The sequence below is a fragment of the Frigoribacterium sp. 2355 genome, from assembly GCF_054060695.1.
Window position 1 is genome coordinate 191931 of sequence record NZ_JBSSDL010000002.1, and the last position, 12713, is coordinate 204643.

Sequence of the window (12713 nt, forward strand, 5' to 3'; positions counted from 1 at the left end):
GAGCGACGCCGAGGGCGTGCGGGCTACTTCGAGGTCGCGAGCCCCACGAGGGCGGCCGAGATGAGGCCGGCGCCGACGACCGAGATGGCGATGATGAGGACGTGGAAGAACAGGACCATGGGGGCGTCGGTCTCTCTGTGAGCAGGTGGGGCGGGGTCTGGGCGGAACAGGGGTCCATCGTATCGACGGCCCCTGGGCGCGGCACGTCCGGCGGGGCGTCGGTGTCGGTGTCGCGGCCTACGCTCGGACGATGACGACCCACCGCCTCGACCCCCGCACCGACACCGCCCACGAGGTCTTCTCGCGCGACCACGCCCCCGTGCTGACGATCGACCCCGGTGACACGGTCGTCGTGCGCTCGCTCGACGCCTCGGGCCACCTCGAGCCGCAGACCGTGCCCGGCGAGGTCACCCCGTACCTGTTCCCGACGCGGCGGGGTCACGCCCTGACCGGTCCGATCGCCGTCCGCGGGGCACGGCCGGGCGACATGCTCCAGCTCGACCTGCTCGCGCTCACCCCCGACGACTGGGGTTTCACGGTGGCCGCGGCCGCCGACACCCCGATCACCCGCCACCTCGGTCTGGTCGACGCCGAGGCCGCCTGGCTGCTCTGGAGCATCGACCGCGACGCCGGCACGGCCACCGAGAGCCGGGGCCTGCGTCGACCGATCGCGCCCTTCCTCGGCGTCATGGGACTCGCCCCCGCCGAGGCCGGAGAACACTCGACCATCCCGCCCCGCACCTCCGTGGGCGGCAACATCGACTGCCGTGACCTCGTCGCGGGCACGACCCTCTGGTTGCCGGTGGCGGTCGACGACGCCCTGCTCTACCTCGGCGACGGGCACGCGGCCCAGGGCGACGGCGAGGTCGGTGGCACCGCGATCGAGACCGGCATGACGACGGAGGCGCGGGTCGGCCTCGCCACGGACCGCCCGCTCTCGACGATCCACGCCGAGACCCCCGAGGCGCGCATCACCTTCGGCTTCGACGCCGACCTCAACGTCGCCAGCGGGGACGCGCTCGCCGCGATGGTCGAGTGGATGCGTCAGCTCTACTCGCTCGACGCCGCCACGGCGCTGGCCTTCGCCAGCACGGTCGTCGACCTGCGCGTCACCCAGGTCGCCAACCGCACCTGGGGCGTGCACGCCGTGCTGCCCCGCGACGTGCTCGTCCCCGCCTGAGCCGCGCCGCGCCTCCTGACCGTCGGCCGGGGGAGGCGTTCGGCGCGCGACGCCCCGCGCGACGGTTCGCCGACACCACGGATTCGGCGCGCCGAATACCTCTGATCAGGGCTTTTCCGGCCGAGGAGGCGCGTCGGGCATGGCAGGATCGTCAGGTTCCGAGACAGCGGTGTCTCCACCCGACCGTCTCGAAAGGCGCTGCCCCCATGTCGTTCTGGGCTCTCTTCCTCATCGCGCTGGGCGTGTCCGCCGACGCCTTCGCCGTCGCCCTCGGCAAGGGCCTGCACATGACGCGGTTCAACGCTCGTCATGCCGTCGTCATCGCCGTGACGTTCGGCGCGTTCCAGGCGCTGATGCCGCTGCTGGGCTGGCTGCTCGGCTCGACGTTCGCGCAGTACATCGCACCGTTCGACCACTGGGTCGCCTTCGGACTGCTCGCCCTGATCGGCGGCAAGATGCTCTACGAGGCGTTCTCGTCGGGCGAGGACGACGAGAAGGACACCGACCGGCTGAACCTCCGCGAACTCGCCGTGCTCGCGATCGCCACGAGCATCGACGCCCTCGCGGTCGGGGTGACCCTGGCGTTCCTGCCGGTCTCGATCGGCTGGGCGATCCTGCTGATCGGTGTGACCACCACCGTCCTGACCTTCGTCGGAGTGCTGGTCGGGCGCCGGGTGGGTGCGAGGTTCGGCAAGCCGGCCGAGATCGCCGGTGGCGTGATCCTCATCCTCATCGGCGTGAACATCGTGCTCGAGCACACGGGCGTCCTCGGCTGAGTCCTGCGCCGGCCCTCCGACCGGTGTGGCGTGCCCGCCGGGGGTGACGAGAACCCGCCGACCCCGCGACGGCGCAGCTGGCGTAGTGCCCAGGAGGCGCGGGTCGCGTCAGTCGCGCGGCATGCGCAGCTGCGCCAGCGCGGGTGCGTGCAGCGGCTGGGTCTCCCACAGGGCCGTGAAGGTCCCGTCCGACTCGTCGAGCGTGAGGTGCAGGCGGTGCGGCGTCTCGAGGAAGACGAGGTCGACGTGCAGCAGGTCGGCCGACCGGGTGGCACTCGCGGCGACCGGCGCGGCGGAGCCGGCGCCTGAGCCGCCCCCGCCGACCGAGTCGTCGGTGACGACCCAGTCCTCGGCCTCGACCCGGACCACGAGACGGGCGTCGCCCTCGACGAGGGTGAGCGTCGTCGCGGCGTCGGCCGAGGCGCGCAGGTCGACCAGGGTGAGGTCGGGCTGGTCGTTGCCGTCGGCCGCGGTGAACGACACGAGCCGGTCGGTGCCGGGGGAGTCCTGGTCGCCGTCCCGCGCCTCCTCGTCCGCCGGTCGGACGGGTGCGGCGTCGTGCTCGGTGGGACCGGCGACCCCGGGCAGTGCCAGGTCGGCGAGGCGGGACGCCAGGGCGGCGTCGGCCGGGGCGTCGCCGACGCGCGCCGCGTCCGTCCCGAAGGCGGGCAGCAGGTGCGCCCACGCCGCGTCGAGCACGGCCTGCATGTCGAGCGACTGGCCGGTCAGGGCGAGCACGACGTCGTGCTCGGGCAACACGACGGCGAACTGCCCGTAGGCGCCGTCGCCGCGATAGCCGTGGCGGGCCATCCAGAACTGGAACCCGTAGCCCTGCGCCCAGTCGGGGTTCGACTCGCCCGCGTTCGAGACGTGCGAGCGCGTGGCCTCGGCGACCCACTCGCGCGGCAGCAGCTGCACGCCGTCCCACTCGCCCTGCTGCAGGTGGAGCTGGCCGAGGGCGGCGATCGCGTGGGTGGTGGCGTGCAGTCCGCTGAAGCCGAGCTCGCGGCCGGACGCGTCGCGCTGCCACCCGACCTCGCCGATGCCGAGCGGATCGAGCAGGCGTGGTCGCAGGTACTCGCTCAGCGGCTGGCCCGTGACGCGCTGCACGATCGCGCCGGCGGCGAAGGTGCAGGGCTGGTTGTAGGCGAAGACGGTGCCGGGCTCGTCGTCGGGCGGCGTGAGCAGGAAGCCCCGGACCACGTCGACCGGGTCGAGGGCGAGCGCACGGTCGAGGGTCTCGGCGCGGTGCCCGCTGGCCATCGCGAGCACGTGGCGCACGAGCATCGAGCGGCTGCGCGGGTCGGTGACCTCGTCGTCGAGTTCGGGGAAGTGGCCGAGCACGGTGTCGTCGAGCCCCATCAGGCCCTCGGCCACGGCGAACCCGACGGCCGACGACGTGAAGCTCTTGCTCAGCGAGTAGAGCAGGTGGGCGCGGTCGGCCGAGTACGGAGCCCACCAGCCCTCGGCGACGACCTGCCCGTGGCGCAGCAGCATGATGCTGTGCGGCTCGACGCCGGCCGTGGTCTCGAGGGCGTCGACGAACGCGGCGATGCCCGCCGCGTCGACGTTCTGGGCGGAGGGCGTGCTGCGTGGCAGCGTCGTCGGAGTCACCCCCCGACCCTATGCCCGGCCCCGGAGGCGCGGGTCAGGTCACGAGGGTCAGGAGGCGCGGGTCCTGTCGGCGACGGGCGGCTCGGCCAGCACGTCGCCGAGGGGCGTCTCGGCCACGGCGTCGGCCACGACCACGGCCTCGCGGGTGCGTTCGGCCCGGACGAAGCCGATGCCGACCACGATCAGCAGGCCGCCGCCGAGTTGCAGCGGGGTCAGGGCCTCGCCGAGCAGCAGCCAGGCGTAGAGCGCGGCGGCCGCGACCTCGAGCAGGCCGACGAACGACGCCAGGCGGGAGCCGAGCATGCTGCTCGCCGTGATGCTCGTGGCGTACGCGACCGCGGTGGCGACGACGCCGACCACGAGCATCGGCACCCACCACGGCACGATCGCGTCGAACAGGGGCACGTCGGCCGCGGAGGTCGTGAACGGCACGAGCCCGGTCAGTCCCAGCAGTCCCAGCAGCCCGGCGCCGACGAGCAGGCCCGACGCCGCCAGGGCGACCGGGGGCAGGTCGCCGCTCGGCCGGGCGGCGAGCACGAAGTAGGCGGCGCAGCAGACCATCGCCGCCCCCGCCAGGGCGAGCCCGACGGGGTCGAGGGCCACGCCTCCGCTCGGGGCGACGACCAGCAGGAGGCCCGCGAAGGCGATCACGGAGCCCACGAGCACGACGGCCTGCGGGACGCGTCGCGAGGTCGCCCAGGCCACGCCGACGAGCAGCAGCGGAGCGAGGTACTCGACCAGGATCGCGGTGCCGACCGGGATGCGCACCACCGCGGCGAAGTAGAAGACCTGGGTGCCGGCGACGCCGACCACCGCCATGCCGAGCACGCGCCACCGGGCCCGCCAGATCGGACCCAGGCGGCCCCGGAGGGCGAAGAGGGCGACGGGGGCGAGCACGACCCCGCCGATCAGGGCGCGGACCGTGACGGCGGCCACGGGACTCCAGCCCGACTCGAGCAACGGCTTGACGAACGGGCCCGAGAATCCGAAGGAGGCGGCGGCCAGCAGGGCGACGAGCAGGCCGGCGGTGGTCGAGGCGGGGCGCCCCGCGGCGAGGGGCGTCGTCGCGATCGTGGTCGTGGTCGCACCGGTGCTCACGAGGACTCCTTGTGTCAGGGCCGTCGTGCACAATGGGTGCTGACGCGCCGTCTCTGTGGCGAGCGTAGGACCGCCTCTGACAAGGAGTCAACTTGCATTTCGCCCCTGACACCGAAGACGTCCTCGAGTTCAACGTCGCCCTGGTCAACACCGGTGCCGGCGCGAGTCGGTCCGGTGGCGACGAGCTCTCGACCCGTGCCGAGCTGACGGCCCTGCTCGACTCGTTCGCCTTCTCGGGCCGCTTCGACCGGGACGACGCCGAACTGGCCTCGGTGCAGGGCGTCCGGGCCGAACTGCGACGCATCTGGACGCTCGAGCGCGACCTGCTCGCCGCCGAGGTCAGCCGCATGCTGGCCGACAGCGTCTCGTCGCCCCGGCTCGTACGACACGACGCCCTCGACTGGCACCTGCACGCGACGAGCGACGACGCGCCCCTCGCCGACCGCATCCGCGTCGAGTCGGCCCTGGCGCTGGTCGACGTCATCCGCACCGACGAGACCGGCCGGCTGCGGGCCTGTGCCGCGGAGGACTGCGACGGGGTCTTCGTCGACCTGTCGCGCAACGGGTCCAAGCGGTTCTGCAGCGTCCGCTGCGGCAACCGCGTCAACATGATCGCCTTCCGGGAACGCCGGGCCGACGTCGACCGCGGCGGGTTCGACGTCGACTGAGGCGGGTTCGTCGCCGCCCGTCTCGCGTCACGCGGGATGCCATTCGGTTGGGCACAACCAAATCGTGCGCGACGTGCTACAGTCGCCGACATGACGACAGCAGCCGACACGACGACCCCGGGCCCGGCGCCCGTGCTCGACGAGCAGATCTGCTTCGCGCTCTACAACGCCTCGCGTGCCGTCACGGCGCGCTACCGCGACCTGCTCGCGCCGCTCGGCCTCACCTACCCGCAGTACCTCGTGCTGCTGGTCCTCTGGCAGGGCGGCCCGACGACGGTCTCCGAGCTCGGCCACCAGCTGCAGCTCGAGTCGGGCACGTTGTCGCCCCTGCTCAAGCGGCTCGAGGCCCACGGCCTGGTCACGCGCACGCGCTCGGCCTCCGACGAGCGCACCGTCGACGTCGCGCTGACCGACGCCGGGGTCGCGCTCCGCGAGCAGGCCGCCGGCTTCGCCGACCAGATCTGCGGCGCCACCGGTCTCGAGCTGACCGACCTGCAGACGCTGCGAGCCGACATCGCCGCGCTCGCCGCCGCCGTCCGGGCGAACACGGCCGCCCTCACCGACCAGCACCTCTGACCCGTCTCACCGACCGACCAGAACACCCCAGAACACCCCACCCCGGGCCGACCCCGACGTCGGCCCCTCAACGAAAGAAGGCGCCACATGCCCACTCGCACCTCACGCACCGCCTGGAACGGCAGCCTCGAGACCGGCGAAGGCCAGGTCGAGCTCTCGAGCTCGAAGCTCGGCACCTACGACGTCTCGTTCCCCAAGCGTGCCGCCGACGACGCCAACGGCTCCACCAGCCCCGAAGAGCTGCTCGCCGCGGCCCACTCGGCCTGCTACGCCATGCAGTTCTCGGCCGTCCTCGGCCAGGCCGGGGGCACCGTCGAGGCCCTCGACGTCAAGGCCGACGTCTCGCTCGGCCCGGACTCGGCCGGCGGCTTCAAGCTCACCGGCATCGCCCTCACCGTCCGCGGCGAGGTCTCCGGCATCGACGAGGCCGGCTTCCTCGAGGCCGCCCAGAACGCCAAGGAGACGTGCCCCGTCTCGAAGGCCCTCACCGGCGTCGAGATCACGCTCGACGCCGCGCTCGAGGCCTAGGCCCCGACCGCAGCACCGCACCGCCTCGTGGACGCAGGAGGCGCGGGTCACCCGACCCGCGCCTCCTGCGTTCTCTGCGTCACCCGCCCGACGGCGTCACCGGTGCGACGGCGTCAGAGCCACTTCTTCCACTTGAAGACGCCCCAGATGCTCGCGCCGACCGCGACCATGGCGGCGACCGCCATCGGGTAGCCGAACTGCCAGTGCAACTCGGGCATGTGGTCGAAGTTCATGCCGTAGACGCCGCCGACCAGGGTCGGGGCGAACAGGATGGCCGCCCAGCCCGAGATCTTCTTGACCTCGTCGTTCTGCTGCAGGCCGACCTCCGACAGGCGCCGGGTCTCCTCGTTCTGGGCGAGCCCGGCCTCGGACAGGCGCCGCATCTCGTCGTTCTGCGCCTGGGTGACGAGCGTCGAGTGCACGGTCAGCGCGTTCTCGAGCAGGGCGCGGAACGTGTCGGCACGCTCGCCGATGCGCAGCACGTGGTCGAGCACGTCGCGCAGCGAGCGCTGCAACTCGACGTCGACGCCGTACTTGTCCGACCCGCGCAACAGGTTCTCGAGCATCCCCCGCAGCGGGCTCGTCGCGCGCTGGAAGCTGATCACCTCGCGCAGCAGTTCGTAGATGCGCCGTGAGACCTCGGGGTCGCCGCCGAAGAGTTCGTCCTCGATCTCGTCGATGTCCTTCTCGATGCCGGCGACGACCGGGCCGTAGCCGTCGACCACCTGGTCGAGCACGGCGTAGAGGACGGCCTCGGGTCCGAGGGCGAGCAGCTCGGGGTTCGACTCGAGGCGGCGCCGCACCCGACCCAGGTCGGGGTTCTCGGCGTGCCGGATCGTGATGACGAAGCCCGGGCCGACGAACACGTGCACCTCGCCGAACTCGACCGTCTCCTCGGCGTCCAGGTAGCGGGCCGACCGCAGCACGACGAAGAGGGTCTCGCCGAAGCGCTCGAGCTTGGCTCGCTGGTGGCCCTTGAGCGCGTCCTCGACGGCGAGCGGGTGCAGCTCGAACTCCTGCGCGATCGAGCGCACCTCGTCGGGATCGGCGCGGTACAGCCCGATCCAGGCCATGCCCTGGTGTTCGTGCAGCAACTCGAACGTCTCGTCGAGGTTCGCCGGGCTGTCGGTGCGGTGTCCCGCGACGTAGATGCCGTTGTCGATGAGTGCCATGGTCTGCGCTCCTGCCGTTCGGGGTGCGACGACCGTCTGTCGAGGGACGATGTCGTACCGGTGGTGGTCACGACAGCCGTACGGACGACGGGTGTGCGGTGGGGGCCGGGGCGACGCACACGGGCGACGAGACGACACCGGGGTGTCGGGTCGTCGACGACGTGCGTCGACAGGAGACGTCGGTGCCCGTGGGCCTCGCTCGTGGTCGGTCGGGCCCGGTGCTCAGACGAGCGGGGCGGACGGCGCGATCACGGAGCGATGCCGCGGGGCGCCAGTACTGTCACCAGCCATCGCCGCTCACCTGCCTTCCGTCGTGCTGCCGCCGGGCCCGGTGGGGCCGTGGGCCCGCCTGGGCCGTGGGACAGCGTACCCCCGGGGGCCGCGACCGTCGACCGTCGTGCGACAGGAGCGACGGGAGCGACGGGTCGGGGTGAGGGGAAGGAGGCGCGTGTCGCCGTTGACCCGTGCCTCCCGCGTCCACGATCGGGTTTCGCGACCTGCAGACGGCGTCACTCTGCCACCGGCTCGACGCAGACACGAGCCTGAGTCGCTTTCGTGACCGGATCGATACGGTGGAGCGATGAGCACCGTCGCCGTCACCGTCCTGCCCTCCGCCTCCGCCACCGCCGACTCCGAGGCGTCGTCCGGTGACGCCTGGGGCGTCGCCCCCGCGACGAGGGCGGTGGACGCGACCGACGCCCGCCTCATCGAGCTCGGCGACGAGACCGACATGATCGTCCTCGGTGGCCGCGTCGACCAGGACGCCCTGCGCGCGGCGATCGAGGAGCACCCCCGCGTCCGCGTCGTCCAGCTGCCGAGCGCCGGGGTCGACGCCTACGTCGAGACCATGCAGGCCACCGCCCGTGACGGCCTCGTCTTCACCAGTGCCAAGGGCGCGTACAGCGCACCCGTGGCCGAGCACGCCCTGGCGCTGACGCTGGCGACGCTGCGCTCCCTGCAGATCAGGGCCCGCGCCTCCTCGTGGGAGCGCGAGCAGCGCGGCATCTCGCTGAACGGAGCGTCCGTCACCATCGTCGGGGCCGGCGGCATCGGCACGGAGCTGCTGCGGCTGCTGCAGCCGTTCGACGTCGAGGTGACGATGGTGCGCCGCACCGACGAGGCCGTGCCGGGTGCCGCCCGGACGATCACGGTCGACCGCCTGGTGGAGGTCCTGCCGACGAGCGACGTCGTCGTGGTCGCGGCGGCCCTCACCGGCGGCACCCGCAGCCTGCTCGGTGCCGCCGAGTTCGCCGCCATGAAGGACACGGCCGTGCTCGTCAACATCGCCCGCGGCCCGCTCGTCGACACGGACGCGCTCGTGACGGCGCTCGCCGAGGGGCGGATCGGAGCCGCGGGCCTCGACGTGGTCGACCCCGAGCCGCTGCCCGACGGTCACCCCCTGTGGGCCGAGCCCCGTGCGCTCATCACCCCGCACCAGGCGAACACGAACGACATGACCGAGCCGCTGTTCCAGGCCCGGGTCGAGGCGAACATCCGGGCGCTCGCCGAGGGCGGGGACCCCGAGGGCGTCGTCGACGTCGAGCAGGGGTACTGAGCCCGCACCCGAGGACACCGCGCACCTGGGAGCCAGCGAACCCGAGGACGCCGCACACACGGCGACGCCGCGGACCTGGGAACGAACCCGCGCCGCACGCGTTAGACCTGGGTAGTCGCCGCGCCGACCCGACGCGACGTTCGCGAAAGGAACCCCCGCATGCCCCTCATCGGAACATCCGACCTCGACGTCTTCCCCCTCGCCCTCGGCGGCAACACCTTCGGCTGGACCAGCGACGAGGCCGAGTCGCACTCGGTGCTCGACGCCTTCGTCGCCGGCGGCGCCAACTTCGTCGACACGGCCGACGTCTACTCGGCCTGGGCCGACGGCAACTCGGGCGGCGAGTCCGAGACGGTCATCGGCACCTGGCTCGCCCAGGGTGGTGCCTCGCGTCGCGACCAGATCGTGCTCGGCACCAAGGTCAGCCAGCACCCCGAGTTCCCCGGGCTCGGCGCCGCCAACGTCGCCGCCGCGGCCGACGCCTCGTTGACCCGCCTGCAGACCGACCACATCGACCTGTACTGGGCGCACTTCGACACCGGCGACGACCTCGCCGAGACCCTCGGCGCCTTCGACGCGCTGCAGAAGGCCGGCAAGGTGCGGCACGTCGGCATCTCGAACTTCTCGCCCGAGCGCATCACCGAGTGGGTCGAGATCGCGCGCCGCGAGGGATTCGCGGCCCCGGTCGCCCTGCAGCCGCACTACAACCTCGTGACCCGCAAGTCCTACGAGCGCGACCTGGCTCCGCTCGCCGCCCTGAACCAGCTCGGCGTGACGCCCTACTTCTCGCTCGCGGCGGGCTTCCTCACCGGCAAGTACCAGAGCCGTGACGACATCGCCGGGGCCCGCAGCGGCAACGTCGAGGGCTACTTCAGCGACGAGGGGCTCGACGTCGTGGCCGCCCTGCGCGACATCGCGAGCGCCCACCAGGTCGAGATCGCCACGATCGCCCTCGCCTGGCTGCAGGCGCAGCCCCGCGTCGTCGCCCCGATCGCCAGCGCCCGCACCCTCGAGCAGCTGCCCGCGTTGCTGGCCAGCGCGAGCGTGGCCCTCAGCGCCGACGAGCTCGCCGCCCTCGAGACCGTCTCGGCCCGCGTGGCCGAGTAGCGCCTCCCGAACCGACGACCCGCGCCTCCGGGTCCGCCTCGGCCCGCGACGAGCGGGGGAGCGACGGACCCCGGAGGCGCGGTGCGTGCAGCACCGTCGGCGTACGGTCGAGCGATGAGCAGAGCGACCCCCGACCAGCGGTTCCACGGACGCATCGCCGGCTTCGGCACGGAGTCCGGCACGCGCGTCGTCGTCGGGTTGTGGGACCGTTCGCCGCTCGGCCGCTTCGTCGACGTGATGGTCGAGGGTGCGGACGGCCACCGCACGTTGCTGGCGCCGTCGCAGGCCGTGGCCGACTACGTCTCGTCGACCTACACGTTCGACGAGGTGCGCGTGCAGCCCGTGTCGTGGCGCGGCGTCGACCGGACGCTCCGGGTCTCGGCCGGCCCCGACGACGCGGGCGGCGACGTCCTCGACCTGTCGCTCGAGATCGGGCCCGTGTCCGCGCTCGGCTGGCTGCTGCGGCTCGTGCCCCGGGCGTTCGCGACCCGCCCCGGCTGGCTCATGCTGATCGACCCGGTGGCCCGACTGATCGTCCGGGGTGCCCGCACGGCGGGCACGGCCGGTGGAGGTCGTCGCGAGTACTACGGCGTGACGCTGGCCCGCCGCATCGTCGCGGCTGACGCCCGTCTCGACGGCCGCGCCCTCGGGGCGCTGGCCCCGCTCGACCCGCCCGTGCGGTTCGGTTTCGGCTCGGCGCCCGCCGATCCCAGCCTCGTCGACGTGACCACCACGATCCGCGAGCGCTGACCCGCCGCGCCGCACCGCACCGCACCGCGCCGCACCGCGTTCCGTGCACCACACCTCGTCTCGTCGCGGTGTCGTGCACGGGACGCGGTGCGGTGTGGTGCCGCCCGGTTCTCCCCTCGGGCGACACGGCGTCACCGCCCGGTGGACGAGGAGGCGCGGTGCGGCACAGTAGGACGCGTGAGCACCGCAGACACCCCCGCGCCCGAGCCGTCCGCCACCGTCCCCTCCACCACCGTCGACGCCGGGACCCCCGCCCCGAAGAAGAAGCTGATCCTCAACCTCTTCGAGATGAACTGCGTCGGGCACATCACGCACGGTCTCTGGCGACTGCCGCACAACCACCGCAGCGAGTACAAAGACCTGGCGTACTGGCTCGAGCTGGCCCGCCTGGCCGAGCGTGGCGGCTTCGACGCGATCTTCATCGCCGACGTGCTCGGTGCCTACGACGTGTTCGGTGACAGCCCGGCACCGGCCCTGCTCGAGGGCATCCAGGCGCCCAACAACGACCCGATGATGGTCGTGCCGGCCATGGCCGCGGTGACCGAGCACCTCGGCTTCGGCATCACCTTCTCGACGAGCTACGAGCCGCCCTTCGCGTTCGCGCGGAGGATGTCGACCCTCGACCACCTCACGAAGGGGCGCGTCGGCTGGAACGTCGTGACGTCGTACCTGCCGAACGCCGCCCGCAACTTCGGCCTCGACGCCGAGATCCCCAAGGCCGAGCGCTACGCCCGCGCCGCCGAGTACCTCGACGTGCTCTACAAGCTGTGGGAGGGCTCGTGGGAGGACGACGCCGTCGTCGCCGACCCCACCGCCGACGGGCTCGAGCCCGGCTCCGGCGTCTACACCGACCCCGCCAAGGTGCACGCGATCGACCACGTCGGCGAGCACTTCCGCGTCGCCGGCCCGCACCTCAGCGAGCCGTCGCCGCAGCGCACGCCCGTGCTCTTCCTCGCGACGGCGTCGCCGAAGGGCGTCGAGCAGGCGGCCCGCAACGCCGAGGTCGTCTTCACCGGCGGCCCCGCCGTCAGGGCGGTCGGCGCGGCCACGCGCGAGGCGGCGGTCGCGGCCGGACGTTCCGCCGACGACGTGTCGTTCATCGTGCAGGCCGGCGTCATCACGGGCGAGACCGACGAGGTCGTCGCCGAGAAGCTGGCGCTCTACCGCTCGTTCGCCAGCGAGCAGGGCAAGCTGATCCACCGCAGCATCCCCTTCGACGCCCCGGCGCACCCCCGCGAGCGGACCGTGCGCGAGGCGCTCGAAGCCGAGGGCCGGCTCGACCACCCGGGAGCCGCCGCGCTTCCGCTCGACATCACGGTGGGGCAGCTGATCGACTCGGTCGACGAGGCCTGGGGCGGCACGTTCTTCGTCGCCGGCACCCCGACCGTCGTCGCGGACGCCGTCGAGCGCTGGCTCGACGACGAGGGCATCGACGGCATCAACCTGCGCCAATACCACTCGTTCGACACGCTGACCGACTTCGTCGAGCTGGTCGTGCCCGAGCTGCGTCGTCGTGGTCGACTGCGCGAGGCGTACGTGCCCGGCGAGACCCTTCGCGAGCGCTTGACCGGCGGCGGACCCCGGCTCCCCGAGACGCACCCGGCGGCGGCCTACCGGCGCTGAGCCCGGGAGGGGCGGCGCGCGTCGGCGCGTCGCTCACGTCCCTCCCGGGGACGTCCCGGTCCGGGG

General features: G+C 72.9%; 12 protein-coding genes. 9 read left to right on the forward strand and 3 right to left on the reverse strand.

The genetic code is table 11. The features are described 5' to 3' along the window. Window positions 1–250: 250 nt before the first annotated feature. Both ACVJ1F_RS03765 and ACVJ1F_RS03770 read left to right on the forward strand, forming a co-directional pair. Window positions 251–1180, forward strand: coding sequence for an acetamidase/formamidase family protein (locus ACVJ1F_RS03765; protein ID WP_056047845.1), 930 nt, complete (start codon window positions 251–253; stop codon window positions 1178–1180). A gap of 206 nt (window positions 1181–1386) precedes the next feature. Beyond that, on the forward strand, window positions 1387–1956 hold the full coding sequence (locus ACVJ1F_RS03770) for a manganese efflux pump MntP (protein ID WP_056046758.1): 570 nt from the start codon (window positions 1387–1389) through the stop codon (window positions 1954–1956). A 108-nt stretch (window positions 1957–2064) separates the two neighbouring features. Here the strand turns inward: ACVJ1F_RS03770 and ACVJ1F_RS03775 are convergent, their stop codons facing one another. Continuing rightward, a complete protein-coding gene (locus ACVJ1F_RS03775) occupies window positions 2065–3570 on the reverse strand; it encodes a serine hydrolase domain-containing protein (RefSeq protein ID WP_456884787.1) in 1506 nt (501 codons plus the stop codon). Window positions 3571–3618: 48 nt separating this feature from the next. Beyond that, the gene (locus ACVJ1F_RS03780; RefSeq protein ID WP_456884789.1) at window positions 3619–4668 is read right to left on the reverse strand and encodes an EamA family transporter; all 1050 of its coding nucleotides are present in this window, start codon (window positions 4666–4668) and stop codon (window positions 3619–3621) included. A 92-nt stretch (window positions 4669–4760) separates the two neighbouring features. Between ACVJ1F_RS03780 and ACVJ1F_RS03785 the strand changes: the two genes are divergently transcribed. From ACVJ1F_RS03785 to ACVJ1F_RS03795, 3 genes are all read left to right on the forward strand, one after another. Next, window positions 4761–5336: a CGNR zinc finger domain-containing protein gene (locus ACVJ1F_RS03785; RefSeq protein ID WP_456884791.1), complete on the forward strand. Its 576-nt coding sequence runs from the start codon at window positions 4761–4763 to the stop codon at window positions 5334–5336. Window positions 5337–5426: 90 nt separating this feature from the next. After that, window positions 5427–5912, forward strand: coding sequence for a MarR family winged helix-turn-helix transcriptional regulator (locus ACVJ1F_RS03790; protein WP_285063091.1), 486 nt, complete (start codon window positions 5427–5429; stop codon window positions 5910–5912). Between the two features lie 87 nt (window positions 5913–5999). Next, on the forward strand, window positions 6000–6440 hold the full coding sequence (locus ACVJ1F_RS03795; protein WP_056046752.1) for an OsmC family peroxiredoxin: 441 nt from the start codon (window positions 6000–6002) through the stop codon (window positions 6438–6440). Between the two features lie 113 nt (window positions 6441–6553). On the opposite strand, the gene ACVJ1F_RS03800 is transcribed toward ACVJ1F_RS03795, so the two are convergent. Continuing rightward, window positions 6554–7612 (reverse strand): magnesium and cobalt transport protein CorA, encoded by a 1059-nt coding sequence (locus ACVJ1F_RS03800; protein WP_056046751.1) that lies wholly within the window; start codon window positions 7610–7612, stop codon window positions 6554–6556. A 580-nt stretch (window positions 7613–8192) separates the two neighbouring features. Here ACVJ1F_RS03800 and ACVJ1F_RS03805 point away from each other — a divergent pair. The 4 genes from ACVJ1F_RS03805 to ACVJ1F_RS03820 all read left to right on the forward strand — a co-directional run bounded on the left by ACVJ1F_RS03805 (window position 8193) and on the right by ACVJ1F_RS03820 (window position 12647). Continuing rightward, on the forward strand, window positions 8193–9167 hold the full coding sequence (locus tag ACVJ1F_RS03805; protein WP_456884793.1) for a D-isomer specific 2-hydroxyacid dehydrogenase family protein: 975 nt from the start codon (window positions 8193–8195) through the stop codon (window positions 9165–9167). 159 nt (window positions 9168–9326) lie between these two features. Further along, complete coding sequence (locus ACVJ1F_RS03810; protein ID WP_456884795.1) at window positions 9327–10274, forward strand: aldo/keto reductase; 948 nt, start codon at window positions 9327–9329, stop codon at window positions 10272–10274. 114 nt (window positions 10275–10388) lie between these two features. After that, window positions 10389–11024, forward strand: a complete 636-nt coding sequence (locus ACVJ1F_RS03815) for a hypothetical protein (RefSeq protein ID WP_456884797.1) — start codon at window positions 10389–10391, stop codon at window positions 11022–11024. Between the two features lie 177 nt (window positions 11025–11201). Next, window positions 11202–12647, forward strand: a complete 1446-nt coding sequence (locus ACVJ1F_RS03820; RefSeq protein ID WP_456884799.1) for an NtaA/DmoA family FMN-dependent monooxygenase — start codon at window positions 11202–11204, stop codon at window positions 12645–12647. Window positions 12648–12713: the final 66 nt, after the last annotated feature.